The organism is Paenibacillus sp. HGH0039 (assembly GCF_000411255.1).
GTDB lineage: Bacteria > Bacillota > Bacilli > Paenibacillales > NBRC-103111 > Paenibacillus_F.
On record NZ_KE150413.1, the window covers coordinates 14,037 to 39,063 of the forward strand.

The 25,027-nt window shown below is 53.4% G+C and carries 23 protein-coding genes and 1 tRNA gene; 22 read left to right on the top strand and 2 right to left on the bottom strand.

The genetic code is table 11. The features are described from left to right. The first annotated feature begins 3 nt into the window (after nt 1–3). The 15 genes from hisD to HMPREF1207_RS14485 all read left to right on the top strand — a co-directional run bounded on the left by hisD (nt 4) and on the right by HMPREF1207_RS14485 (nt 15,564). Complete coding sequence (gene hisD, locus HMPREF1207_RS14415; protein WP_009676860.1) at nt 4–1,293, top strand: histidinol dehydrogenase; 1,290 nt, start codon at nt 4–6, stop codon at nt 1,291–1,293. Next, a complete protein-coding gene (gene hisB / locus HMPREF1207_RS14420; RefSeq protein ID WP_009676834.1) occupies nt 1,286–2,002 on the top strand; it encodes an imidazoleglycerol-phosphate dehydratase HisB in 717 nt (238 codons plus the stop codon). Before hisD ends, hisB begins: the two co-directional genes overlap by 8 nt. Before the next feature lie 2 nt (nt 2,003–2,004). After that, nucleotides 2,005–2,622 carry an imidazole glycerol phosphate synthase subunit HisH gene (gene hisH / locus HMPREF1207_RS14425; RefSeq protein ID WP_009676845.1) on the top strand — a complete coding sequence of 206 codons (618 nt, stop codon included), beginning with the start codon at nt 2,005–2,007 and terminating at the stop codon, nt 2,620–2,622. Between the two features lie 42 nt (nt 2,623–2,664). Further along, nucleotides 2,665–3,390: a 1-(5-phosphoribosyl)-5-[(5-phosphoribosylamino)methylideneamino]imidazole-4-carboxamide isomerase gene (hisA, locus tag HMPREF1207_RS14430; RefSeq protein WP_009676848.1), complete on the top strand. Its 726-nt coding sequence runs from the start codon at nt 2,665–2,667 to the stop codon at nt 3,388–3,390. 97 nt (nt 3,391–3,487) lie between these two features. Further along, nucleotides 3,488–4,246, top strand: coding sequence for an imidazole glycerol phosphate synthase subunit HisF (hisF, locus tag HMPREF1207_RS14435; RefSeq protein WP_009676838.1), 759 nt, complete (start codon nt 3,488–3,490; stop codon nt 4,244–4,246). Further along, nucleotides 4,243–4,920 carry a bifunctional phosphoribosyl-AMP cyclohydrolase/phosphoribosyl-ATP diphosphatase HisIE gene (gene hisIE / locus HMPREF1207_RS14440; protein WP_009676836.1) on the top strand — a complete coding sequence of 226 codons (678 nt, stop codon included), beginning with the start codon at nt 4,243–4,245 and terminating at the stop codon, nt 4,918–4,920. Before hisF ends, hisIE begins: the two co-directional genes overlap by 4 nt. A gap of 319 nt (nt 4,921–5,239) precedes the next feature. Next, nucleotides 5,240–6,190 (top strand): ribose-phosphate diphosphokinase, encoded by a 951-nt coding sequence (locus tag HMPREF1207_RS14445; RefSeq protein WP_009676852.1) that lies wholly within the window; start codon nt 5,240–5,242, stop codon nt 6,188–6,190. A gap of 72 nt (nt 6,191–6,262) precedes the next feature. Continuing rightward, complete coding sequence (locus tag HMPREF1207_RS14450) at nt 6,263–8,014, top strand: tetratricopeptide repeat protein (protein ID WP_009676855.1); 1,752 nt, start codon at nt 6,263–6,265, stop codon at nt 8,012–8,014. A gap of 132 nt (nt 8,015–8,146) precedes the next feature. Continuing rightward, entirely contained in the window at nt 8,147–9,094 is a 948-nt protein-coding gene (gene trxB, locus HMPREF1207_RS14455) for a thioredoxin-disulfide reductase (RefSeq protein WP_009676865.1), read from the top strand. Nucleotides 9,095–9,266: 172 nt separating this feature from the next. Further along, the gene (locus HMPREF1207_RS14460; protein ID WP_009676840.1) at nt 9,267–10,214 is read left to right on the top strand and encodes an ROK family glucokinase; all 948 of its coding nucleotides are present in this window, start codon (nt 9,267–9,269) and stop codon (nt 10,212–10,214) included. Nucleotides 10,215–10,281: 67 nt separating this feature from the next. Further along, the gene (gene rapZ, locus HMPREF1207_RS14465; RefSeq protein WP_009676833.1) at nt 10,282–11,169 is read left to right on the top strand and encodes an RNase adapter RapZ; all 888 of its coding nucleotides are present in this window, start codon (nt 10,282–10,284) and stop codon (nt 11,167–11,169) included. Nucleotides 11,170–11,181: 12 nt separating this feature from the next. After that, nucleotides 11,182–12,168 (top strand): gluconeogenesis factor YvcK family protein, encoded by a 987-nt coding sequence (locus tag HMPREF1207_RS14470; RefSeq protein WP_009676861.1) that lies wholly within the window; start codon nt 11,182–11,184, stop codon nt 12,166–12,168. Nucleotides 12,169–12,174: 6 nt separating this feature from the next. Next, on the top strand, nt 12,175–13,116 hold the full coding sequence (gene whiA, locus HMPREF1207_RS14475; protein ID WP_016423761.1) for a DNA-binding protein WhiA: 942 nt from the start codon (nt 12,175–12,177) through the stop codon (nt 13,114–13,116). Nucleotides 13,117–13,385: 269 nt separating this feature from the next. After that, on the top strand, nt 13,386–13,655 hold the full coding sequence (locus HMPREF1207_RS14480; RefSeq protein ID WP_016423762.1) for an HPr family phosphocarrier protein: 270 nt from the start codon (nt 13,386–13,388) through the stop codon (nt 13,653–13,655). A 151-nt stretch (nt 13,656–13,806) separates the two neighbouring features. Next, nucleotides 13,807–15,564, top strand: a complete 1,758-nt coding sequence (locus HMPREF1207_RS14485) for a copper amine oxidase N-terminal domain-containing protein (protein WP_009676839.1) — start codon at nt 13,807–13,809, stop codon at nt 15,562–15,564. Nucleotides 15,565–15,647: 83 nt separating this feature from the next. On the opposite strand, the gene clpP is transcribed toward HMPREF1207_RS14485, so the two are convergent. After that, nucleotides 15,648–16,250, bottom strand: coding sequence for an ATP-dependent Clp endopeptidase proteolytic subunit ClpP (clpP, locus tag HMPREF1207_RS14490; RefSeq protein WP_009676841.1), 603 nt, complete (start codon nt 16,248–16,250; stop codon nt 15,648–15,650). A 355-nt stretch (nt 16,251–16,605) separates the two neighbouring features. Here clpP and HMPREF1207_RS14495 point away from each other — a divergent pair, with 355 nt between their 5' ends. After that, on the top strand, nt 16,606–17,256 hold the full coding sequence (locus HMPREF1207_RS14495) for a DedA family protein (protein ID WP_009676858.1): 651 nt from the start codon (nt 16,606–16,608) through the stop codon (nt 17,254–17,256). Between the two features lie 73 nt (nt 17,257–17,329). On the opposite strand, the gene HMPREF1207_RS14500 is transcribed toward HMPREF1207_RS14495, so the two are convergent. Continuing rightward, nucleotides 17,330–17,401 (bottom strand) — tRNA-Arg (locus HMPREF1207_RS14500). Between the two features lie 241 nt (nt 17,402–17,642). Here HMPREF1207_RS14500 and HMPREF1207_RS14505 point away from each other — a divergent pair. The 6 genes from HMPREF1207_RS14505 (at nt 17,643) to eno (ending at nt 25,025) form a co-directional block, all read left to right on the top strand. Then, nucleotides 17,643–18,671 carry a sugar-binding transcriptional regulator gene (locus tag HMPREF1207_RS14505; protein ID WP_009676835.1) on the top strand — a complete coding sequence of 343 codons (1,029 nt, stop codon included), beginning with the start codon at nt 17,643–17,645 and terminating at the stop codon, nt 18,669–18,671. 51 nt (nt 18,672–18,722) lie between these two features. Beyond that, nucleotides 18,723–19,727 carry a type I glyceraldehyde-3-phosphate dehydrogenase gene (gene gap, locus HMPREF1207_RS14510; protein WP_016423763.1) on the top strand — a complete coding sequence of 335 codons (1,005 nt, stop codon included), beginning with the start codon at nt 18,723–18,725 and terminating at the stop codon, nt 19,725–19,727. A 341-nt stretch (nt 19,728–20,068) separates the two neighbouring features. Next, nucleotides 20,069–21,250 carry a phosphoglycerate kinase gene (locus tag HMPREF1207_RS14515; protein ID WP_009674528.1) on the top strand — a complete coding sequence of 394 codons (1,182 nt, stop codon included), beginning with the start codon at nt 20,069–20,071 and terminating at the stop codon, nt 21,248–21,250. A 27-nt stretch (nt 21,251–21,277) separates the two neighbouring features. After that, nucleotides 21,278–22,030, top strand: coding sequence for a triose-phosphate isomerase (tpiA, locus tag HMPREF1207_RS14520; RefSeq protein ID WP_009674536.1), 753 nt, complete (start codon nt 21,278–21,280; stop codon nt 22,028–22,030). Nucleotide 22,031: 1 nt separating this feature from the next. After that, complete coding sequence (gpmI, locus tag HMPREF1207_RS14525) at nt 22,032–23,573, top strand: 2,3-bisphosphoglycerate-independent phosphoglycerate mutase (protein ID WP_009674534.1); 1,542 nt, start codon at nt 22,032–22,034, stop codon at nt 23,571–23,573. Between the two features lie 159 nt (nt 23,574–23,732). Then, entirely contained in the window at nt 23,733–25,025 is a 1,293-nt protein-coding gene (eno, locus tag HMPREF1207_RS14530; protein ID WP_009674533.1) for a phosphopyruvate hydratase, read from the top strand. Nucleotides 25,026–25,027: the final 2 nt, after the last annotated feature.

Here is a 25,027-nt window from a genome sequence, read left to right on the forward strand (position 1 = left end):
CGCATGAAAATCGTGCCTGCGGAAGAGTTTAAACTCGCCCGGGAAGTGGACTACGGGACGGCGGAGCAGAACGACGCCGTAAAATCGATCATCGCCGCTGTACGCAGCGAAGGCGATGCGGCTCTCCGGCGGCTGTCCAAGGAGTTCGACGGCGTCGACCTTCACGAACTCCGCGTAGACGAAGCCGAGATCGAGGCGGCGTACGACCGGGTGGACGCCGAGTTTCTGAAGGCGCTGCGTCAAGCCGCCGCCAACATCCGCGCGTTTCACGAAAAGCAGAAACGCGTGTCCTGGATGGATCTGCAGGACAACGGGTCCCTGCTGGGCCAGATCATCCGGCCGCTGCAGCGCGTCGGTTTGTACGTCCCCGGAGGGAAGGCGGCTTACCCCTCATCGGTGCTCATGAACGCCATCCCGGCAGTCGTCGCCGGCGTTCCCGAGATCGTGATGGTGACGCCGCCGGCTACAGCCGGGGAAGAGGGCATCAACCCGCACATCCTGGTGGCGGCAGCCGAGGCCGGCGTGCGGGAGATCTACCGCATCGGCGGCGCACAGGCCGTCGCGGCGCTCGCTTACGGCACGGATACGATTCGTGCCGTTGACAAGATCGTCGGACCCGGCAATATTTACGTCGCCCTCGCGAAACGCGCCGTATTCGGCGTCGTCGATATCGACATGATTGCCGGGCCGACCGACATCGTGGTCCTGGCCGACGAGGCGGCGGACCCCGAATACATCGCCGCGGACCTGCTGGCCCAGGCGGAGCATGACGAGCTGTCACCGGCCATTCTGGTGACACCGTCCCGCGAGCTCGCCGAGCAGGTGCGGGGAGAGGTGGAGCGGCAGCTGCAGGCGCTGCCGCGCAAAGCGATCGCCGAGGTGTCCACGGCGAACAAGGGCGCGATCGTCCTCGTCGGGGATCTGGACGAGGGCATCCGCGTCGTCAACGCGATTGCTCCGGAGCATGCGGAGCTGCTCGTGGACGACCCGTTCGCGGTGCTGCCGCGGATCGAGAACGCCGGGGCGATCTTCCTCGGCGCGTACAGCCCGGAGCCGGTGGGCGACTATTTCGCCGGACCGAATCACGTGCTGCCGACGAACGGTACGGCCCGCTTCTCCTCGCCGCTGAACGTCGATGATTTTATTAAAAAATCCAGTGTGATTTCTTATAGTAAGGAAGCGCTCCTTGCGAACGGAGAGCAAATTATGACGCTCGCCCGAAACGAAGGGTTCGAAGGGCATGCCAGAGCGATACAAGTTCGATTGCAGAAAGAAGGGAACTTTCATGGCTGAACAAGTGGACAAGAATGCAAAACAAGCGGGACTGGAAGGCCGATACTCCGGTGGATCGGTTAACGCGGATGCGGTAGACACGGGCGCAGGTGAAGGCTTGTCCGTCACGGAACCCGTTTCGCGTGCGCGCGTATCCAGTGTAGCGCGCAAAACGAATGAAACCGACATCGAACTTTCGTTCGGCGTGGACGGAACCGGTGTCTCGGAGCTGGAGACGGATGTTCCTTTTCTGAACCATATGCTCGATCTTTTTGCCAAGCACGGACAGTTCGATCTTAAAGTTCAAGCTCGCGGAGACGTTGACATAGACGATCACCACACGGTAGAGGACATCGGAATCTGTCTCGGTCAGACGCTTAGGGAAGCTCTTGGGGACAAGAAGGGCATCAAGCGTTACGCCAGCGTATTTATCCCGATGGATGAGGCGCTGGCGCAGGTGATTATCGATGTCAGCAACCGGCCTCATTTCGAATACCGGGCGGAGTATCCGTCCCAGCAGGTCGGAAGTTTCACGACGGAGCTGGTTCACGAGTTCTTGTGGAAGTTTGCCCTGGAGGCCCGGATTACCCTTCATGTCATTGTTCATTACGGCCGGAACACGCATCACATGGTCGAAGCGGTGTTCAAAGCGCTAGGACGCGCTCTGGATGAAGCCACTTCCATCGATCCCCGTGTTAAGGGAGTACCTTCGACGAAGGGAGTTCTCTAAGCATGATTGCCATCATCGATTACGGCATGGGCAACCTGCATAGTGTGAGCAAGGCCGTGGAACGTCTCGGATGCGAGTCCACGGTTACATCCGATCCGGAGATTCTGGCCGAGGCCGACGGGCTTATTCTGCCCGGAGTAGGAGCGTTCGGCGACGCGATGGAGCAGCTCCGCTCGCTCGGTCTCGATCGGCTTTTGCGGGAACAGACCACTCAAGGGAAGCCGCTGCTCGGTATTTGCCTCGGTATGCAGCTGCTTTTCACCTCCAGCGAAGAATACGGAGAGCATGAAGGCCTCAATCTGCTTCCCGGTCAAGTCGTGCGATTCCAAGGGGACTACAAGGTGCCTCATATGGGCTGGAACCGGCTGGAGTTCAAGCAGGGCAGCCCCCTTCTGGAAGGGCTTGAAGAGGGCCACGTTTATTTTGTTCATTCTTATCATGTGAAGCCGGAGCGTCAGGAGGATCTTCTGGCGGTCACGGATTATCATCAGCCGGTTACGGCTGTAGTAGGAAGAGGTTCCGTCTTCGGCATGCAGTTTCATCCGGAAAAAAGCGGTGAGCTGGGCATGCGGCTGCTTCAAAATTTCGTAGGGCTTTGTCAAAGCAAGGTAGGGGTCTAAGATTAACCGGCCCTGCGGCCTATCAGGTGGAGGTAACGAAAAATGTCCTTTATTATTTATCCGGCAATCGATATCCGGGACGGCAAATGCGTCCGTCTCGTTCAAGGCGATTATAATCAGGAAACAGTCTATAACGAAAATCCTCTCGAGGTCGCGCAAGCTTGGGAAGCTCAAGGCGGACAGTGGATTCATCTGGTCGACCTGGACGGCGCGAAGGCAGGACGGCCGGTTAACGACAAGCTGATCGGCGAAATCGCACGCACGGTGAAAGTTCCGGTCCAGGTGGGGGGCGGACTCCGTACGGAAGAGGATGTGGATCGTCTGCTGTCGCTGGGCGTATCCCGTGTCATTCTCGGGACAGCCGCCATCGAGGACCGGGCTTTCGTCCAGTCTCTGCTGGCCAAACACGGGGAGAACGTCGCCATCGGCTTGGACGCGCGGGACGGTTTCGTCGCGACCCGGGGCTGGCTCGAAACTTCCTCGGTAAAAGCGGAGGATTTGGCTGTTCAGCTTGCCGAGCATGGAGCCAAGACGTTTATTTTCACCGATATTTCACGGGACGGCATGATGGGCGGGCCGAATGTGGAGGCTATCGTACGCCTGGCTAAGGTTTCGGGCCGGACGGTTATCGCTTCCGGCGGCGTGAGCCGACCGGAAGACCTGGAGCGGCTTGCCGCCGAGGCTGCGAATGGCGTGGGCGGCGCGATTGTCGGCAAGGCGCTCTACACGGGCAGCATCCGGCTTGAGGAAGCGCTGAAGCTGGTTTAGGCCGGAGAGCGCTGTGAAAGAACAACGCCTTAAGAAATAATGAACGCATCAAGATGCTCCGATATAAAGTGGTACAGAGTTGAAGGGGGAAGTCAGAATGCTGGCTAAACGGATTATTCCCTGTCTGGACGTGAAGGACGGCCGGGTCGTCAAGGGTGTAAATTTCGTGAATTTGAGAGATGCGGGCGATCCGGTCGAGCTTGCTTCCATTTATGACCGCGAAGGTGCCGACGAGCTCGTTTTCCTGGACATATCGGCTTCGGTTGAAGGACGGGCGACGATGGTGGAGGTCGTGAAGAAAACGGCAGGCGAAATCACGATTCCGTTCACGGTCGGCGGAGGAATTTCGACTACCGATGATATGAAGCATCTGCTCCGTGCCGGTGCGGATAAAATCGGCATCAACACGGCGGCGGTCAAGAATCCGCAGCTTGTATCGGACGGAGCCCGCAAATTCGGGTCCCAGTGCATCGTCGTCGCCATTGACGCCAAGTTCAACCCGGCCTGGGGCGAGTGGGAAGTCTATACGCACGGGGGCCGGACGGCATCCGGTATCCGGGCTGTCGAGTGGGCGAAGCGGATGGAGACGGCGGGCGCCGGGGAATTGCTTCTTACCAGCATGGATGCGGACGGGACGAAGGACGGGTTCGATCTGGCTTTGACCAAGGCGGTATCGGGATTTGTCGGAATCCCCGTTATCGCGTCCGGAGGTGCCGGAAATGAAGAACACTTCTACGAGGTGTTCACCGAAGGCCGTGCCGATGCGGGTCTGGCCGCGACGATCTTTCATTATAAAGAACTGACGGTGCAGGGCGTTAAAGAGAGCTTGAAGAATAAAGGAGTGGAGATTCGATGACAGGCATACAACTGGACAGCATCCGCTACGACTCGCAGGGTCTCGTTCCCGCTATTGTACAGGATGCCATCAGCAAAGACGTTCTGATGCTGGCTTATATGAATAAAGAATCGCTTGAAAAAACGGTGGCCACCGGCACGACCTGGTTCTGGAGCCGCTCGCGGCAGGAGCTTTGGAACAAGGGGGCGACTTCGGGGCACACGCAGCGCGTGGTTTCACTCCGCTATGACTGCGATGCGGACACGCTTCTGGTGCTGGCGGAGCAGACCGGACCCGCTTGCCACACCGGATCCTACACCTGCTTCGGCAGTGAAATCCCGGTGGCCGGCGCAGATTCCGCTGAAACCGGAGAACCTGCAGCCGTGACAGCTTCCGCCGACCGGTTCGGCATCTTGTCGAGGCTGGAATCCGTCATTGCTTCCCGCGAAGCGGAAAGACCCGAAGGCGCCTACACGACCTACTTGTTCGAGAAAGGAATCGACAAAATTCTCAAAAAAGTAGGCGAGGAAACGGCAGAGGTAATCATCGCGGCCAAAAACCGGGACCACGACGAGCTCCGGTACGAAACGAGCGATCTGATTTTTCACTTGATGGTTCTTCTTCGCGAGTCCAAGCTTCCGCTTGACGATGTAATGGCGGAGTTGGAGCGGCGCCACATGAGCAAATCCAAATAAAGGGACCGGCATCCGACTCTATAGGCAAATATGCCATCTAGAGGAACGGGTGCCGATTTTTGTTTTCGAAGTTCATAAACTAGCCACAATTACCTCGATTTGGCGTCCCTCTGTGCTTTTTCATTTCGACAAGTTTCATGTATAATGGTGGGGTAGGAGAATGTCCCTGGTACTAGATACTAGACAGAGGGGGCATCTTTTTTCTCGCTTACATGCTAAAAAGCGCTTTCGTATGAAAACGTATGCGAAGCGTTCTATACAGAAGTTTGACCCGTCTGCAGTCCCAATAATCAAAAACATTTCGGAGGTAACCATAACCATGGATCTCAACAACATTAAAATTTTCTCCGGCTCTTCCAACCCGAAGCTGGCACAGAGCATTTGCGACGACCTGGGCGTTCCGCTCGGTAAAATCAAGCTGTCTCGCTTCAAAAGCGGGGAAATTTATTGTTTGTATGAAGAAGGTGTCCGTAACTGCGATGTATTTTTAGTACAAACGTTCTCCCATCCGATCAATGAACACCTTATGGAACTATTGGTTATGATGGATGCTGCCAAGCGTGCATCCGCCCGCACGATCAACTTGATCCTGCCTTACTATGGTTACTCCCGTCAAGAGAGAAAAGCCGCGCCGCGCGAACCGATTTCCGCGAAACTTGTCGCCGATCTGGTCAGTGCCGCAGGAGCGAACCGTGTTATTACCATCGACCTTCATGCACCGGCGATCCAAGGCTTCTTCGACATTCCGGTGGATCACCTGACCGCTCTTGATCTTATCAGCGATTACATCACGAAGAAAAATATCGTCGATCCGGTCATCGTATCTCCGGATGCCGGCCGAGCTACAACGGCTGAGCGTCTTGCCAACATTCTCGATGCTCCGTTCGCTATGATGTTCAAGAAACGTCCCGCTCACAACGAAGCGGTCGTGACTCACGTAATTGGGGACGTTAAAGGCCGTACGCCGATCATCATCGAGGATCTGATCGACACAGGCACAACGATCGTGAACGTTGTGGAAGGACTGAAGGAACGCGGAGCCAACGATATCTACGTTTGCGCCACTCACGCGGTATTCTCGGGCCCGGCTCTCCAGCGTCTGGATCACCCGAACATTCGTGAAGTCGTAATCACCGATTCCCTGGCGATTCCGGACGATCACGCGGAACGTTTCAAGGTGCTCTCCGTTGCTCCGCTGCTCTCGCATGCGGTACGTATCGTCAGCGACGGCGGCTCTCTCTCTTCGCTGTTTAAATACGGCGGCGTTTAAATCGTGTTTTTGAAACCTCGGGGACTGTGCTATACTTGATCATAGATCTCAAAGTACCGGAGGTGCCTAGTCATGGAAAAGAAAAAGCGTGTCTCCGTAAAGCCGGAACCGAAAATTATTCCCATCAGCATGGATGCCACGTTCTTTTTTGAAAGAGCGGTTCAGTCGCTCGATCGTTTCCATTACGATAAGGCGTTGAAATATTTCCGGCGAGCGGTAGAATACGAATACGATAACCCGGTGAACCACTGCAACCTTGCAGGGGTTCTCTCCGAATTGGGCAAGTACGAGGAATCCAACGACATCTTAAAAGATGTTCTCGACCGGATCGATCCCTCGATGACCGAATGCTACTTCTATATGGCGAACAATTACGCCAACATGGACCAGTACGAACAGGCGGAGGGCGCTCTTGTCCGTTATCTGGAGAACGATACAAACGGACATTACCTGGAAGAAGCCGAGGAAATGCTTGATTTTCTCAGCTACGAGTTGGAGCGTCCCGCCAAACTCAAGACCATCAAATCCCGCGAGGGCTTATATGAGCACGACCAGGCGCGTCTGCTTTTGGAAGAAGGCAAGTTCGCGGAAGCGGTGCGTGTTCTGGAAGAACTCGTCGAAGAGCATGGCGATTTTCTGGCGGCCCGTAATAACCTGGCGCTGGCTTATTATTACACCGGTCATTTTCAGAAATCGCTGGATGCTATTGTCGAGGTGCTGAACATAGATCCCGGGAACCTTCACGCGCTGTGCAATATGGCGATCTTCTACCAGCATCTCGGACGCAAGGAAGAACTTGCCGAACTGATGGGAACTTTGCGCAAAACGTATCCTTTCCAGCAGGAGCATGTCTTCAAGCTTGCGACCACCATGGGGATTCTGGGCGATCATGAGAAAGCCTATCAGCTTTTCAGGAGGGTTTCCCGTTCCAACGACAGCGGTCTGGATCCGTGCGTTTACCATTATGCGGCCGTGGCCGCTTGCAATATCGGCAGATTTCAGGAAGCTCGGGTTCTCTGGAATCAGGTGGATAAGCTGGAGAACGGGTCGGAAATCGCCCGCTTTTATTTGGAGCAGCTGAACCGCCGTTCCGATGACCGCCCGCTGTCCTTGAGTTACCACTATAACCTTCCGTTCGAGGAACAGTTCCGCCAATTGGAGCAGTCTCCTGAATCGATCCCAGATCAGATTGCGAAGGACCCGCTTGTCCGCAGCTCCTTCTTCTGGGCGCTGCGCCACGGAGATGTGGAAACGAAGCTGCAGGTGCTTCAGACGTTCGTGTATATCGGCGACAATGAAGTGAAAGAAGCCCTCATCGAGTTTATCGGTGACCCTAAAGAGGACGACTACCTCAAAAAGGTAGCTATCTTCGTTTTGCGGACCATCGGAGTCGAAGAGCCTTTGAAAGCTCATTTGGACGGTGCCGTAAAAACCGTGGAAAACTCCGTGCATACGACCGATCTTCCGAAATGGGAGCCCAAATGGCAGACCGTCATGGAGACCGCTCACCGGCATATGCACCAGCGGTACGACATGATCCAGCAGCATGACCTTCAGACTCTATGGGTAGAATATTTGAGCAGAGTGTATCCGAGCGTGCCGAGGATTACGAAAGTGGAGGGCTGGTCCGCCGCTCTCGAATACCTGGTCGCCAAAATGCACCGCAGGTCGATTTCCTATCACGAGGTAGCCAGCCGCTACCATACGACCGTTTCGACCGTAAGCAAGAATGTGAAGCTGATTGACGAAGCTTGCGGGCTTAAGGAGAAGATGGATGCGATTCTGCCGAAGCTCTGGAACGTGGAAAAGAAGGGCCGGGATTAATCACACTTGCAAATTAGAATAATTTTAATTAGAATTATTTTAAATAGAGAATGATTGTAGGCAGTGATGACTCAACACTCAGCCCGCGATCATACGAATTCTGATTTGTTCCCAAGGAGGAGAGATCGATCCATGTATAAAACAATTGTGGTAGGAACCGGACCATCCGGATTAACAGCAGCCATCTATCTGGCACGCGCCAATCTCAACCCTTTGGTTATTGAAGGTCCGGAACCGGGCGGACAGTTGACGACAACGACCGAGGTCGAAAACTTCCCTGGCTTCCCGGAAGGAATCATGGGGCCGGAACTTATGGCTAACATGCGCAAGCAGGCTGAGCGTTTCGGCGCCGAGTTCAAAACCGGCTGGGTTAACAGCGTAGAGCTTACGGAGCGTCCGTTCAAGCTCAATGTGGAAGGTCTTGGGGAGATCGAGACTGAATCTCTGATCATCTCCACCGGCGCTTCCGCTAAGCTGCTCGGCATCACGAACGAGCGCGAGAATATCGGCCGCGGTGTGAGCACTTGCGCCACTTGCGACGGATTCTTCTTCCGCGGCAAGAAAATCATCGTCGTCGGCGGCGGCGACTCTGCAATGGAAGAGGCGAACTTCCTGACACGTTTCGCTTCCGAAGTTCGACTGGTTCACCGCAGAAGCGAACTCCGCGCTTCCAAGATTATGCAGGATCGTGCGCGTGAGAACGAGAAAATCACGTGGAGCTTGAACTCCACTCCGCTTGAAGTCGTTGCGGGAGACAAAGGCGTAACCGGCCTTAAGGTTCTTAACAACGAAACCGGTGCGGAAGAGGTTCTTGAAACCGACGGTATTTTCGTGGCTATCGGCCATACTCCGAACACGAAGTTCCTCGGCGGACAGATCACGACCGACGAAACGGGGTATATCCTCGTTAAACCGGGAACGACGGAAACCAACATCCCTGGCGTGTTCGCTTGCGGAGACGTTCAGGATTTGAAATACCGTCAAGCCATTACGGCGGCGGGAAGCGGCTGTATGGCGGCTCTGGACTGCGAAAAATTCCTCGAGGGCCACATGGTTCACGATTGGAGCCAGTCCCTGTAAAACGGATTATTAGACTCATACGCAAAGACGTGGAACGGCCTACACCCTTCCACGTTTTTTCAATTTGCCGTCCTTGACCTTCCTATAGGGTTCGCTTATAGTGGGTACAGGAGCAACACCCATCGCGAAAGATTTGGAAATAACTTAACTCTTCACTGAGGTGACATTTAGCATGACACAACGGATTTATGTCGGAGTGGACTTAGGGGGCACCAGCATCAAGGTAGGCCTCTGCGACGAAGAAGGAAAATTGATTCAGACTTATGAAGGTCCTACCGGAGCCGAGCACGGTCCCGATTTTGTGCTTGACCGTATTGTTGAGTACGTCCACAGGATCGTAGACGAATCGCCATACGAATGGGAACAAGTAGCGGGGATCGGGGCCGGAATCGCTGGCTTTATGGACATTCCGACAGGCTTTGTGGAATTGTCGCCTAATCTGGGCTGGCGCAATGTCGCAGTCAAGAAGACCCTTGAGGAGAAGCTTGGCAAAACCGTAAAAATCGACAATGACGCCAATGTCGCGGCGCTTGGTGAGGCGTGGGGCGGAGCCGGACGGGGAATCCCGAACCTGGTCTGCTATACGCTTGGAACCGGCGTGGGCGGAGGCATTATTATAAACGGAAAAATTTACCAAGGTTTCAATGGGATGGCAGGCGAGCTCGGACATATGTCCGTTGTTCCGGATATTGAAGCGATTGCCTGCAACTGCGGACAATCCGGATGTCTGGAAACGGTCTCTTCCGCCACGGGTATCGTCAGAATGGCCAACGATGCCAAAGAGCGCGGCGACCGTACGAGTCTGGCGCTGATCGAGAAGATTACGGCGAAAGACGTATTCGATGCGGCGAAGTCGGGAGACGAGGTCGCCGTGCGCATCGTTAACCGTGCCGCCTATTATATCGGCAAGTCCATGGCGGCCGTAGCGGTAACCGTTAATCCGCAGCGGTTCATTATCGGCGGCGGCGTATCGAAAGCGGGAGAAATCCTGTTCAATCCGATCCGCGAGACATTCCGCAAGCTGACTCCGGAACGCGCTTATACAGGCGTTGAAATCGTGCCGGCCACACTGGGCAACAATGCGGGCATCGTAGGAGCGGCGGGTTTAAACCTGCATTAGCAACCAAAGCTTACAATGCGGCTTCCACCCGGAAGGGTACCCTATAACGGATGAGGAAGGTGAACTCATGGAAGAAAGCAAAGCGGCGGCCAAGCTTGTCATTATTACCGGCATGTCCGGTGCAGGGAAAACAATTGCCGTACAAAGTCTCGAGGATCTCGGATTTTTCTGTGTGGACAACTTGCCGCCTGTTCTGATTCCGAAATTTGCGGAATTAATCGAGCAGTCCCACGGCAAAATCGGCAAGGTGGCGCTGGTTATCGACCTCCGCGGCCGGGAATTTTTCACGGCGCTGCAGGAATCGCTGCGTTCCATTAAGGAAGATTACACATTGACGTACGAGATTTTGTTTCTCGACGCAACGGATTCCACTCTGGTTCAGCGTTACAAAGAAAGCAGGCGCCGCCACCCGCTTGCTCCCAATGATGCGCCGCTAGAGGGCATTCTGCTGGAGCGCAAGCTCCTGGAAGAATTAAAGGGTCACGCTTCGCAGGTAATCGACACTAGTGCGCTGAAACCGGCGCAGCTCAAACAAAAAATCGCCTCCCGCTTCACCAATATGGGTAGCGGCGGCATATCTATAAATGTCATCTCTTTCGGCTTTAAATATGGCATCCCGATTGATGCCGATCTGATTTTTGACGTACGTTTCCTGCCGAATCCGCATTATGTGGAGACGCTTCGCCCGAATACGGGGCAGGATGCGGATGTATACGACTACGTGATGAAGTGGAACGAGACGCAGGAGTTTCTGACGAAACTGCTCGATATGCTTCACTTTCTTGTTCCCCAGTACAAAAAAGAAGGCAAAAGCCAGGTTGTCGTAGGCATCGGTTGTACGGGCGGCAAGCATCGGTCTGTGGCTATTGCCGAGTATTTGGGCAAGGTTATGGGAAACAGCGAGACGGAGATCGTCAGAGTCAATCATCGAGATGCGGAACGCGACCGACCATAAGAGGGTGAAACCATGTCTAAAGTTTACCGCCCTGCCGATATCCCCCGGATAGTCGTCATAGGGGGCGGAACAGGATTGTCCGTCATGCTTCGGGGGTTGAAGCAGAAACCGCTGGATATCACGGCTATCGTTACGGTAGCCGACGACGGAGGCAGCTCCGGCATTCTGCGTTCGGAGCTGCAAATTCCGCCGCCGGGCGATATCCGCAATGTACTTACGGCGCTCGCGGATGTGGAGCCGTTGCTTTCCGAGATGCTGCAGTACCGTTTTCCGGCCGGAACCGGGCTCGCGGGGCATAGTCTCGGGAACCTGATTCTCGCGGCGATGAAGGACATCACCGGTGACTTCGTCACCGGAATTCGCGAGATGAGCCGCGTGTTCGCGGTTCGCGGCCGGGTGCTTCCTGCCTCGAGGCAGGAGCTCTATTTGCGGGCGTTAATGGAGGACGGCACGATCGTGGAAGGGGAGTCGAAGATTCCACTGGCCGGAGGGCGCATCAAGCGGGTTATGCTGGAGCCGGCGGATATCGAACCGCTGGAGGAAGCGATCGAGGCTATCCGTGAGGCGGATGCCATCCTGTGCGGTCCCGGCAGCTTGTACACGAGTATTCTTCCTAACCTGCTCGTGCCCGGAATAGCGGAGGAGATCCTTAAATCCGATGCGGTCAAAATGTTCATTTGTAACGTGATGACCCAACCGGGCGAGACGGACGATTACTCCGTCGGGGATCATCTGACGGCCATTCATAACCATATAGGCCATCATCTGTTTGATTATGTCATTGTAAATAACGGGGAGATCCCTCCTCAGGTACAGAATAAATATGCCGAGAAGGGCGCCAAAGCCGTCCATCTGGATCTGGACGAGGTGACGAAGCGGGGATACCGCGTCATCGCCGACAAGCTGGTGCTTTTCCGGACCTATCTGCGCCACGATGCGGATAAATTAAGCGAGCATATCTATCAGATCGTGGAGAGCTGGATGCTCAGGAAGAGGTGAGTCCCCATGTCTTTTGCGGCGCAAACGAAGAAGGAATTGACCCTAATCGAAGCGGAGGATTGCTGCGAGAAAGCCGAATTGTCGGCTCTTATCCGCATGAACGGTTCCGTACAGCTGACGAATCAGCGCGTCATTCTTGATATTTCAACGGAAAACGCCGCTATTGCCAGGAGGATTTACTCTTTGCTTAAAAAGCGGTATAAGCTTCACACCGAGCTGCTCGTCCGTAAGAAAATGCGTCTTAAGAAGAATAATGTCTATATCGTCCGCGTGCCGAACCAGGTGCAGGAATTGCTTTCCGACCTTTATATCGTGTCGGAAGGCTTCCAGTTTACTCCGGGCATAGACAAAAGCATTGTAAAAACAAACTGCTGCCGGCGGGCCTACCTTCGGGGGGCTTTTCTTGCGGGAGGCTCCGTCAACAATCCGGAGGGTTCTTCGTATCATCTCGAAATTGCTTCCATGTATGAAGAACACTGTCAGGCGCTGTGCCAGCTTGCTAACCGTTTCGATTTGAACGCTAGATGCATCGAGCGCAAGAAGGGGTTCGTTTTCTACATCAAGGAAGGCGAACGGATTATTGAGTTTCTCAGCATTATTGGCGCACACCAGGCCCTGTTGCGTTTCGAAGATGTCCGGATCATGAAGGATATGCGAAATTCGGTGAACCGAATCGTAAACTGCGAAACGGCGAATCTTAATAAAACCATCGGTGCGGCTGTCCGGCAGATCGATAACATCCGTCTCATCGAACGGGAAGTCGGCCTGGAGAGCCTGCCGGAGAAACTCCGCGAAGTCGCGGAAATCCGTGTGAAGCATCCCGACTTGAATCTTAAAGAGGTCGGGGACATGCTGAAGGGCAGCGTCAGCAAGTCGGGCGTCAATCATCGTTTGCGTAAAATAGACGAACTGGCTGACAAAATTCGCAACGGCGCTGCCATCCGTTAGACCTATACGGGAACTTTTTCCTAGAGTATTTCGCCGTAAAATGGTATAATATGAAGCAGATTACGCATTTTACGGCACTCGAGGTTCTTGAACGGACAAGCGCAGCCCGGTGCCAGGTCCCCGTTCGATGAACATCCAACATGAATTGGATAGAAATCATCATGCCTGATGCTTAACCGACATAAGTTACACGTAAGGGGAACCTCCGAGCGATATTGCCGGGGATGCATTATAGACTGCAAATTAAGAACGTAGGGGGAATCCAATCCATGTCGAGACGCCCAGTAGTGGTGAAATTGAAAACCGGCCTTCACGCCAGACCCGCTGCTTTATTTGTCCAGGAAGCGAATAAATTTTCGTCTGAAATTTTTGTAGAGAAGGACGAGAAGAAAGTAAACGCCAAGAGCATTATGGGAATTATGAGCCTTGCGATCAGCACGGGAACCGAAATTTACATAAGTGCAGAAGGTTCGGACGCTGAACAGGCTGTAAACGCTTTAGTCACACTGGTCAGCAAAGAAGAACTTGAAAATCAGTAAGAGCGGAAGGCTTCCTGCCAAGGGAGCTTTTTTATTTTTGTCAAACAGAAACCTTTTCCAGCAGAAAACGTCTAAAGATTGGGCGATTTTTCGGGAGAAGGCTTTTTTGTCATGTCGTTTTTTAGAAAAAGGAAGGAAAAGGAGTAGGAGCATGATTCAATGGAAGAAAGAGGTTTCGCTTCTGATGGCGCTGGTGCTGTTCGCAGCTTTCCTGATGCCGATTCAGGCGCGTGCAATCTCGTCCTCATCGTCGTTAATTGTTTTGTACCTGGATAACAAGCAGGCGTTCGTCAATGAAGATCAGGTGGAGCTGGAGTCGCCGGCCACCATCATCAAGGACAAAACGTTCGTTCCGGCTAAATTTATCGGTGACAGTCTGGGGTTCCCCGTTACTTGGGACAATGCGGCCAGAACGATCACAATGCAGCCTCCGGGCTATAACATCGTCTTGAGCAGCGATCTGAAAAAAGCCTATATCAATGGCGAGGAAGTGCCGTTCGATTCGGTTGCGGCCATCGTAAAAGGCAAGCTGCTCGTCAAATTGACCTGGGTAGCCGATTATATGGGCGCCAAGTATACGTACTACCACGAATCGCGCAAAGTGGAAATCGTCTACGTTCCGAAGCCGGAAGGCATTTACGACAATGGAGCGAATAATTCGAATCCCGTTGCCAAATTTACGACCCACAAAGAGAAATACCGTCTCGGCGAGACCGTCAAGTACATTGACCTCTGCTACGATCCGGATGCGGAAGGGATCGCCAAGTACGAATGGACGGGCAAACAAGACGCATTCTTCAAGCCGGGCTCCTATCCGGTTAGTCTTAAGGTTTACGACAGGCATGGACACGTGAGCAAGGTGTTCACCAAAAATGTCATTGTCGAAGATATACCGCTTGTGTCGGAAGCCGAATATCCGGTATATCACAACGAGATCGGCAGCTTCTACAAACTGAGCTGGGATACGCTGACTTCCCACTTCTATAACTTGCCAATGCTTCCCAAAGAAGCGACCAACGTACCGGGCCGCAAGCTGCTCGTCAGCGACAGCCCCGAAGAATTTACGGAGCCGGGCATCCTGTATCAGGACATGATCAACGGCAAAGGCCGTCTGTATGCGGACCACATCAACGGAACGAAGAACAAAGTGACGTTCGCCATTATGGCAACGAATACGACGGATAAGCCCGTTACGGTCAAAACGACCAACAAAGGCGAGGTATGGCCTTCCGTATATGCGAACCTGATCGGCAGCGAGGCTTCCGTAGACTTCCTGCTGGGCAATACATATAACGAGAAACTGACCATTCCGCCGCATGATACGCTCGTTTACCGCCAGCTTCCGGATTTCTATCCGGGCCAAGGTGTGAATCTGTTCTATGATCTTGAAACTTCCGGAGAAGTTCAGTTCTCCTTCCTGGCGGCTGACGAGCTGACGAACACGACGCTGTCCGAAAGCAAGCTGCTCGGCTTCACAGGGCACGTAAGGGGCTCATTCGATGTTTCCGAGGTGAACTGGAATATTGATGCTTCTTCCTTCACGAAAGCCTCCAAGCTGGTCATTGGGGACGGGAAAACCGATCCTTTCGTGGACGGTTATGACGTGATGCGTAAGGAAAACGTGAAGAATGGGGGCAACTACGGCGTTGTCTACAAGATTCACGCGGACAAACCGCGCAAAATGGCGATTATGCTGCTGGCCCGCGGCGGTGTCTTCAAAGGGCCGATCAAGATCAACGGAGAAATCCAGTCGATTCCGTATTCCGGCGTGATTACCGCTTTTGACGGCATGCAAATTCTCCACCGCACCACAGGAACGGAGAAATCGCTCGATATCGAGTTTACGCCTCCGGCCGGTTCGGCTTTCCCGATCGATCTGATTTTCTATCCGCTTGCGGATCTGGACTAATTTGTTTTCATTTCGCCCGCATTAAAAAAGAAACCCCGGATTACCGACGTAAGTCGATGATCCGGGGTTTTTCTTTGGGCTGCTTAAGCTTCTTTGCCGCCTTCGGTCGTCTTCTCGATCACTTTATCGATAAGACCGTAGGCGCTGGCTTCAGCCGCGCTCATAAAGTAGTCGCGGTCGGTATCTTTATCGATACGCTCCAGCGGCTGGCCTGTACGTTCCGCGAGAATTTTGTTCAGGTTCTCGCGCATTTTGAGAATGCGTCTCGCGCGAATCTCGATGTCCGTCGCCTGACCTTCCGCGCCGCCGAGCGGCTGGTGAATCATGACTTCGGAGTTTGGCAGGGCGTAACGCTTGCCTTTGGCGCCTGCCGCAAGCAGGAAAGCGCCCATGGAAGCCGCCATCCCTACGCAGATCGTGGAAACGTCGGATTTGATAAATTGCATGGTGTCGTAAATCGCCATTCCAGCTGTGATGGAACCGCCGGGGCTGTTAATGTACAAATGAATATCCTTGTCGGGGTCCTGCGCATCTAGGAACAGCAGTTGGGCGATAATCGCGTTGGCGACCTGATCATTCACCGGGGTACCCAGAAAAATAATACGGTCTTTAAGAAGACGGGAGTAGATATCGTAAGCGCGTTCTCCTCTTGCATCAGGCTCGACAACCATTGGAATAAAACTCATTAATGTTACCTCCTTCGATAATACGCCGCTATAACTGCGTTAATTTTCAGTATCTACAAATATGATACCGAAAAAACGTCAAAAGGTCAAGAAAGGTCAAACTTATTTGGAAAAACCTCTCTCGTTCTTTCCCCTCAAGCGGAATTAGTGAAACATCTCATGCACCCGCAAAGTCCCCTGTATGTCAAAGTGGTGAAAAAATCCACAGGCTATACCCATAAATTAACAGAGGGTCTGGTTCCTGCCACGACCAAAGTCCAGTTTCCAAACTAAACCGGGGACCATTATGAAACTCCTCCTTAAAAGGTATACTGGCTAACAAAGACAGGAAATTAAGTGGAATAAGGAGCGGACTATGGAGTGGATTAGTGATCTTTTCGCACAATACGGGTATCTGGTGCTCTTCCTGGGCCTCTTCGCAGAATCGGTGGCCCTGCCTTTTCCCGGGGAACTGGCTATGATGATTTCGGGACATATGGTGCACGTGAACACGTTTAATATGGCTGGCGTTATGGGCGTTTCATTTGCGGGAGCTTTTGCGGGAACTATCTTTACGTATGTGCTTGGACGGAAGTTGGGGACGCCTTTTTTTGATAAGTACGGCAGGTATGTGCTTCTTAACCCGGATAGACTACTCAAAATTAAGAAATGGTTTGATAAATACGGGGACAAAATTATTCTGGTCAGTTACTTTGTGCCGGGACTGAGGCATTTTACCGGGTATGTGTCGGGGATTTTGAAAATCCGCCTGAAGACTTTTCTGATTTTTAACGGACTGAGCGGCGTTCTGTGGGTATTCACGTACGTGATGGTAGGTTTCTTGTTCGGCACGAAAATTCAGCAGCTGCTGCATGTGATTGCCCAATACTCAACGATTGCGATTATTATTGCCGCTATCGCTTTGACGGGATTCCTGGTTGTAAAAAGAAACAAAGAAGCGGTTTTGGGATGGCTTCGCGCCCGGTATGCCGGTATTCAGAAGATGTTCATGGGATCGGCGGAATAAGCGGCCCAACCTTAAGGGGAAAATAAAAAAGCTCCGGTCCGAAGACGGGAGCTTTCTCTTGTTTAACATTATACGCGCCCGCGAGGAATCGAACCTCGATCTCAGGCTCCGGAGGCCTACGTCATATCCATTGGACCACGGGCGCATGTTTCATTAAGTAACAGCAAAGGTTATTATATGATAGAGGTATGAAAAAAGCAAGTCCTGTGGCTTAGATTTTTTTTCGACGCCCATTTACAAAAATCAAACTTTGCACACATTGATTCTTTTATAGGAACTGGGGTATAATGGGGTTGTGCAAGGGAAGTTTTTTTTGATCCAGGTGGGACTTAAAATGCACTCGCGGGACATATTGAGTCCCAACACGATCAATAGGAGTGTATGGCATGAGAGATATTCTCGACGTCCAGAAACAGCTCCTGCCGGACTTGCTGGAGGTTCTGAACAAGCGTTACACCGTTCTGCAGCATATTTTTCTGCTGGGAAGCGTGGGACGCAGAACCCTGGCCGGCGCTCTCGATATGACGGAGCGGGTTTTGCGCAGCGAAGTGGAGTTTCTGAAAGGCCAAGGCCTGATTGAAACGGAAACATCGGGCATGCGCATCAGCGAATCGGGCAGGGAACTGCTGGAGAAGCTTCAGCCGCTTATCAAGGAGATGCTCGGGCTTAACGAGCTGGAGAAGCGGATCCGCGACCACTTCCGCCTGGAGCAGGTCGTAGTCGTTCCCGGCGATTCGGATTCTTCGCTGTTTGCGAAGAAGGAGCTGGGCCGGGCGGCCGCACTGATGCTGCGCAAGCACGTCACGAAGCATGACGTGATCGCGGTTACCGGCGGCTCCACAATGGCCGAAGTGGCGGAGCACCTGTCCACGACGAGCGCCCTCAAGGGCAGCCTGTTCGTCCCGGCCCGCGGAGGGCTCGGCGAAAGCGTGGAGCTGCAGGCGAACATGATCGCCTCCAAGATGGCGAAGAAGACCGGCGGACAGTACCGCCTGCTGCATGTTCCGGATCATCTCCGCGAGGAGGCCTATCAGTCTTTGATCCAGGAACCGAACATCCAGGAGATGATGGACGTGGTCCGCAGCAGCCGCATCGTCATTCACGGCATTGGAGATGCTATCGTCATGGCGCAGAGGCGCAAGGTAGACTCCGAGACGATAGACAGCCTGCGAGGCGAAGGGGCGCTCGCCGAAGCGTTCGGCTACTATTTTAACCCCGAGGGCAAGGTTGTCCATAAGATGCCGACCGTAGGACTCCGGCTGGAAGATATCCAGCACTGCGAAGTCGTGATCGGCGTAGCCGGCGGCAAAAGCAAGGGTGCGGCTGTAGCTTCGGTTTTAAAATACGGCCAGGAGGACATCCTGGTGACGGATGAGGCTGCAGCCGTGGAGATGTTAAATTACACGTTATCTTGACGGGCCTTAGGCGCGTCTTGAAATATAAACTTTCTACTGGGAGGAATTACAATGGTTAAAGTGGGTATTAACGGTTTCGGTCGTATCGGACGTAACGTATTCCGCGCCGCTCTGAACAACGCTGAAGTGGAAATCGTAGCAATCAACGATCTGACGGACGTAAGCACGCTTGCGCACCTGCTCAAGTATGACACGACTCACGGCAGACTTAACGCAACGGTTGAAGCTGGCGAAGGCGAACTGAAAGTAAACGGCAAATCCATCAAGGTATTTGCAGAGCGTGACCCTGGAAACCTTCCTTGGGCTGAGTACGGCGTTGAAATCGTCGTTGAATCCACTGGTATCTTCACAGACAAAGCGAAAGCCGAGTCTCACTTGAAAGGCGGAGCGAAGAAAGTTATCATTTCCGCACCGGCTACGAACGAAGATATCACAGTTGTTATGGGCGTTAACGAAGAGAAATACGATCCTTCCGCTCATACCGTCATCTCTAACGCTTCTTGTACGACTAACTGTCTCGCTCCTTTCGCGAAAGTATTGGATGAGAAGTTCGGTATCGTAAAAGGCATGATGACGACTGTTCACTCCTATACGAACGACCAGCAAGTGCTTGATCTGCCTCATAAGGATCTTCGCCGCGCTCGTGCGGCAGCCGAGAACATCATTCCTTCCACTACGGGTGCAGCTAAAGCCGTTTCCCTGGTTCTGCCGCAGCTTAAAGGCAAACTGAACGGTATGGCTATGCGCGTTCCGACTCCAAACGTTTCCGTAACGGATCTGGTTGTCGAGCTGAACGCTAACGTAACCGTTGACGATGTGAACAATGCTCTTAAAGAAGCTGCTGACGGCCCGCTTAAAGGCATCTTGAACTACTCCGACGAGCCGCTTGTATCGAGCGACTACAACGGTGACCCTGCTTCCTCCACAATCGACTCTCTGTCGACTATGGTAGTGGGCGACAACATGGTGAAAGTCGTTTCCTGGTACGATAACGAGTGGGGCTACTCCAATCGTGTCGTTGACCTGGCCGCTTTCATCGCTAAAAAAGGTCTGTAATCCTTAAATAAGCCATGCAAGAAGAGGAGAAGAAATTCTCCTCTTCCCATTGCTTATCGGGGCATGAATTTTACATAAGTCCCCGGAATGTACGAAGCTTTCCTCAGGAAAGCCTGGCCCCAAAGGTCTTGCGAAGAAGGTTTTCCTGAACGAAAGCTTTTCCGTTTCGATCGTCGGCCCTTCCCGTGAAAGGGAGAGGCTCGGCCTAAGTTTACGACGACAGCTTTAGACAGCTTTACTGGGAGTTCAGTTAATGCTTACGACGCCAGCTTTCTTAACGAAAGCTCGGCTAATGCTTACGACGACAGCTTTCCTTCGGAAAGCTCAGAGGAGGATATTTCATGAACAAGAAAAGTGTTCGCGATGTAGAAGTTAACGGTAAACGCGTGTTTGTACGCGTCGATTTCAACGTGCCGCTCGAAAACGGTCAAATTACGGACGATACACGTATTCGTGAAACGCTGCCGACGATCAAGTTCCTGATCGACAAAGGCGCTAAAGTTATCCTTGCGAGCCATCTGGGCCGCCCGAAAGGCCAAGTCAACGAAGACCTTCGTCTGACTCCGGTAGCAGCCCGCCTGTCCGAGCTTCTCGGCAAGCCGGTAGCGAAAGCGGACGAAGCTGTCGGCGAAGCGGTTCAAGCGAAAGTAAACGAGCTGAAAGACGGCGACGTGCTGCTTCTTGAGAACGTCCGCTTCTACCCGGGCGAAGAGAAGAACGATCCGGAGCTGGCGAAACAGTTCGCGGCGCTGGCCGACCTGTACGTGAACGATGCTTTCGGAGCGGCTCACCGTGCGCATGCTTCCACGGAAGGCATCGCTCATCAGCTTCCGGCGGTTTCCGGTCTCTTGATGGAGAAAGAACTGGACGTGCTGGGCAAAGCGCTTAACAATCCGGAGCGCCCTTTCACCGCGATTGTCGGCGGTTCCAAAGTTAAAGACAAAATCGACGTCATCAATAAAATGCTCGAAATCGCCGACAACATCCTTATCGGCGGCGGCCTTTCCTATACTTTCTTTAAGGCGCAAGGCCATGAAATCGGACAATCTCTCGTGGACAACGAGAAGCTTGATCTGGCGCTCGGCTTCATCGAAAAGGCGAAGAAACTCGGCAAGAACTTCCTTCTGCCTGTAGATATCGTCATCTCCGATGACTTCAGTGCCAATGCCAACACCAACATCGTCGGAATCGATTCCATTCCGGCCGATTGGGAAGGCATCGACATCGGTCCGAAAACGCGTGAACTTTACGCGGACGTTATCAAGAACTCCAAGCTTGTCGTCTGGAACGGGCCTATGGGCGTGTTCGAAATCGAGCCTTTCTCCCACGGTACGCGTGCGGTGGCCCAAGCTTGCGCCGACACATCCGCTTACACCGTCATCGGCGGCGGCGACTCCGCGGCTGCAGCCGAGAAGTTCCACCTCGCCGACAAGATGGACCACATCTCCACAGGCGGCGGAGCTTCCCTGGAGTTCATGGAAGGCAAAGTTCTGCCTGGCGTAGTCGCTCTTAACGATAAGTAAGAGATACAGAGAGGAGTTTTGAAGATCATGAGAAAACCCGTTATTGCAGGTAACTGGAAAATGTTCAAAACCGTTTCCGAAGCGGCAAGCTTCGTGAATGATATAAAAGGCAAGGCGGAAGTGGCAGGGGTGGAGAGCGTAATTTGCGCTCCTTACACCAATCTGCCGGCGCTTGTCGAAGCTGTGAAAGGCACGTCGATCGGAATCGGCGCACAGAACTTTCACTGGGAAGAAAACGGCGCATACACCGGGGAAATTTCCGGCGCTATGCTTAAAGATCTCGGCGTAACGTATGTGATTATCGGTCACTCCGAGCGCAGGGCTTATTTTAACGAAACCGACGAAACGGTTAACAAAAAGGTTCTCGCTTCTTTCAACTACGGTCTGACCCCGATCGTTTGCGTAGGCGAGAAGCTCGAAGAGCGCGAAGCGGGACAAACGAAAGAAGTCTGCCGCGTACAGACGGAAGCGGCTTTCAAAGGCCTCAGCGCCGATCAGGCGAAACAAGTCATCGTGGCTTACGAGCCGATCTGGGCTATCGGTACAGGCAAATCTTCCACGGCTGAAGACGCCAACGAAGTTATTGCTTACATCCGCCAGCTGATCGTTTCCCTGTACGATTCCTCCGTAGCCGATGCGGTCCGCATTCAATACGGCGGCAGCGTAAAACCGGGCAACATCGCCGAGTACATGGCTCAGCCGGATATCGACGGAGCTCTTGTCGGCGGCGCCAGCCTGGAGCCGGCTTCTTATATCCAACTCGTTGAGGGGGCGAAGTAAGATGGCGACTAAACCGGTAGCGCTGATTATTCTGGACGGCTTCGGACTTCGGGGCGAGGTTCACGGCAATGCCGTGGCTCAAGCCAAGAAACCGAACTACGACCGCTATTGGAACCAGTTCCCTCATACGACGCTGACTGCCTGCGGCGAAGCCGTAGGTTTGCCGGAAGGCCAAATGGGTAATTCTGAAGTGGGGCACCTCAACATCGGTGCCGGCCGTGTGGTTTACCAGGACCTGACTCGTATTTCCAAGTCGATCCGGGACGGTGAGTTTTTCGACAACAACACGCTGATCGGCGCCGTACGTCATGCGAAGCAGAACAACAAGAAGCTGCATCTGTACGGGCTGCTTTCCGATGGGGGCGTACACAGCCACATCGCGCACTTGTTCGCGCTGCTTGAGCTGGCGAAGAAAGAAGATCTGCAAGATGTTTATATCCATGCTTTCCTGGACGGACGCGATGTCGCGCCCGATTCGGCGAAGAACTACATGGAGCAGCTCCAGGCCAAAATCGCCGAAATCGGCGTCGGCAAAGTGGCGACGGTACAAGGCCGCTACTATGCGATGGACCGGGACAAGCGCTGGGAGCGGACCGAGAAATCTTACCGTGCCATGGTGTACGGGGACGGCCCGCACTACACGGACCCGGTCAAAGCGATCACCGAATCGTATGAGAAATCCGTATTCGACGAATTTGTGATGCCGGCTGTCATCACGGATGAGAACGACAAGCCGGTGGGACTCGTTGAATCCGGCGATGCGGTTATTTTCTTCAACTTCCGTCCGGACCGTGCGATTCAATTGTCGCAGGTATTTACGAATAAAGATTTCCGCGGTTTTGACCGCGGCGAGCTTTTTCCGAAAGATCTGTACTACGTCTGCCTGACGCTGTTCAGTGAAACGGTCGAAGGATACGTCGCGTATAAACCGAAAGATCTCGATAACACGCTTGGCGAGGTTCTGGCCCAGAATAACAAGAGACAGCTTCGTATCGCCGAGACCGAGAAGTACCCGCACGTTACCTTCTTCTTCAGCGGCGGCCGTGACGTGGAACTGCCGGGCGAAACGCGTATCCTCATTCCATCGCCGAAAGTCGCGACTTACGACTTGAAGCCGGAAATGAGCGCGTACGAAGTTGCCGCGGCAGCGGTGAAGGAAGTCAATGAGGACAAGCAGGACGTCATCATTCTGAACTTCGCCAACCCGGATATGGTAGGCCACTCCGGCATGCTGGAGCCGACTATCAAAGCCGTTGAAGCCACGGACGAGTGCCTGGGCCAAGTCGTTGAAGCCATTCTCGCAAAGGGCGGAGTTGTCTGCATTACAGCCGACCACGGCAATGCGGACCTCGTCCTGGACGATGCCGAACGTCCGTTCACGGCTCATACGACGAATCCGGTGCCGTTCATCGTTACATCGAACGACGTCACTCTGCGCGAAGGCGGCGTTCTGGCCGACATCGCCCCGACACTGCTGCATCTGCTGAAGCTGCCGCAGCCGCCGGAAATGACAGGACTGTCGATCATTGAAGAGAAGAAATAGTAACCCGCTCGTTTCTTGATTAAGACAGCAAGTTTTCGGGAACCATTCCTTGGAATACAGCATCTTATTTTGATCGGTAAGGTGCGCCGCTGCCCTTTATGGGAATGAGTTCCCGAAGTTTTTCATACACATAACCTTGTTAAGGAGTGTTCAAACACAATGACTATCATTTCTGACGTTTATGCTCGCGAAGTACTTGACTCCCGCGGCAATCCGACTGTTGAAGTTGAAGTATATCTGGAATCCGGCGTTGTAGGCCGCGCAATCGTACCTTCCGGTGCGTCCACAGGCGCTCACGAAGCTGTCGAGCTCCGCGATGGAGACAAAAGCCGTTACCTGGGTAAAGGTGTACTGAAAGCCGTTGACAACGTCAATTCGATCATCGCGCCTGAAATTATCGGTCTGAACTCCTTGGATCAAGTATCCATCGACAAGAAAATGATCGAGCTGGACGGCACGCATAACAAAGGCAAGCTGGGCGCCAACGCGATCCTCGCGGTATCCATGGCTGTTGCCCGCGCTGCCGCTGAAGCAATGGAACTGCCTCTGTACGTATACCTGGGCGGATTCAACGCTAAAACTCTTCCGGTTCCAATGATGAACATCATCAACGGCGGCGAGCATGCCGATAACAACGTTGACGTTCAAGAATTCATGGTGCTTCCGGTAGGAGCCCCTACATTCAAAGAAGCTCTCCGCATGGGCGCAGAGATTTTCCATAACCTTAAATCCGTACTGAAAGATAAAGGCCTGAACACGGCTGTCGGCGACGAAGGCGGTTTTGCACCGAACCTGAGCTCCAACGAAGAAGCGATCCAAACGATCATCACCGCTATCGAGCGCGCTGGCTACAAGCCGGGCGTAGACGTATTCCTGGGTATGGACGTAGCTTCCACCGAGTTCTTCAAGAACGGCAAATACGAGCTCGAAGGCGAAGGCAAATCCTTCACACCGGCTGAATTCGTTGACCTGCTCGCTTCCTGGGTAGACAAATACCCGATCCTTACCATCGAAGACGGTTGTTCCGAGGACGATTGGGAAGGTTGGAAGCTGCTGACCGAGAAGCTGGGCGGCAAAGTACAACTCGTCGGCGACGACCTGTTCGTAACGAACACCGAGCGTCTGTCCAAAGGCATCAACGAGAACATCGGTAACTCCATCCTGATCAAAGTAAACCAAATCGGTACGCTGACCGAAACATTCGACGCGATCGAAATGGCGAAACGCGCAGGCTACACGGCTGTTATTTCCCACCGTTCCGGTGAGAGCGAAGACAGCACGATTGCCGACATCTCCGTGGCAACTAACGCCGGCCAAATCAAAACAGGCGCACCGTCCCGTACGGACCGCGTAGCGAAATACAACCAGTTGCTTCGCATCGAAGACCAACTGGAAGGCATTGCTCAATACGCCGGCAAAGAAGCTTTCTACAACTTGAAAAAATTCAAGTAAGA

Coding starts and splice junctions, on each gene's coding strand:
- gap (WP_016423763.1), top strand. CDS start 18,723: ATGGTTAAAGTGGGTATTAACGGTTTCGGTCGTATCGGACGTAACGTA.
- whiA (WP_016423761.1), top strand. CDS start 12,175: ATGTCTTTTGCGGCGCAAACGAAGAAGGAATTGACCCTAATCGAAGCG.
- HMPREF1207_RS14505 (WP_009676835.1), top strand. CDS start 17,643: ATGAGAGATATTCTCGACGTCCAGAAACAGCTCCTGCCGGACTTGCTG.
- HMPREF1207_RS14445 (WP_009676852.1), top strand. CDS start 5,240: ATGGATCTCAACAACATTAAAATTTTCTCCGGCTCTTCCAACCCGAAG.
- tpiA (WP_009674536.1), top strand. CDS start 21,278: ATGAGAAAACCCGTTATTGCAGGTAACTGGAAAATGTTCAAAACCGTT.
- HMPREF1207_RS14470 (WP_009676861.1), top strand. CDS start 11,182: ATGTCTAAAGTTTACCGCCCTGCCGATATCCCCCGGATAGTCGTCATA.
- hisH (WP_009676845.1), top strand. CDS start 2,005: ATGATTGCCATCATCGATTACGGCATGGGCAACCTGCATAGTGTGAGC.
- HMPREF1207_RS14450 (WP_009676855.1), top strand. CDS start 6,263: ATGGAAAAGAAAAAGCGTGTCTCCGTAAAGCCGGAACCGAAAATTATT.
- gpmI (WP_009674534.1), top strand. CDS start 22,032: ATGGCGACTAAACCGGTAGCGCTGATTATTCTGGACGGCTTCGGACTT.
- hisA (WP_009676848.1), top strand. CDS start 2,665: ATGTCCTTTATTATTTATCCGGCAATCGATATCCGGGACGGCAAATGC.
- eno (WP_009674533.1), top strand. CDS start 23,733: ATGACTATCATTTCTGACGTTTATGCTCGCGAAGTACTTGACTCCCGC.
- HMPREF1207_RS14480 (WP_016423762.1), top strand. CDS start 13,386: ATGTCGAGACGCCCAGTAGTGGTGAAATTGAAAACCGGCCTTCACGCC.
- hisIE (WP_009676836.1), top strand. CDS start 4,243: ATGACAGGCATACAACTGGACAGCATCCGCTACGACTCGCAGGGTCTC.
- HMPREF1207_RS14460 (WP_009676840.1), top strand. CDS start 9,267: ATGACACAACGGATTTATGTCGGAGTGGACTTAGGGGGCACCAGCATC.
- hisD (WP_009676860.1), top strand. CDS start 4: ATGAAAATCGTGCCTGCGGAAGAGTTTAAACTCGCCCGGGAAGTGGAC.
- trxB (WP_009676865.1), top strand. CDS start 8,147: ATGTATAAAACAATTGTGGTAGGAACCGGACCATCCGGATTAACAGCA.
- HMPREF1207_RS14515 (WP_009674528.1), top strand. CDS start 20,069: ATGAACAAGAAAAGTGTTCGCGATGTAGAAGTTAACGGTAAACGCGTG.
- hisB (WP_009676834.1), top strand. CDS start 1,286: ATGGCTGAACAAGTGGACAAGAATGCAAAACAAGCGGGACTGGAAGGC.
- HMPREF1207_RS14485 (WP_009676839.1), top strand. CDS start 13,807: ATGATTCAATGGAAGAAAGAGGTTTCGCTTCTGATGGCGCTGGTGCTG.
- clpP (WP_009676841.1), bottom strand. CDS start 16,250: ATGAGTTTTATTCCAATGGTTGTCGAGCCTGATGCAAGAGGAGAACGC.
- hisF (WP_009676838.1), top strand. CDS start 3,488: ATGCTGGCTAAACGGATTATTCCCTGTCTGGACGTGAAGGACGGCCGG.
- rapZ (WP_009676833.1), top strand. CDS start 10,282: ATGGAAGAAAGCAAAGCGGCGGCCAAGCTTGTCATTATTACCGGCATG.
- HMPREF1207_RS14495 (WP_009676858.1), top strand. CDS start 16,606: ATGGAGTGGATTAGTGATCTTTTCGCACAATACGGGTATCTGGTGCTC.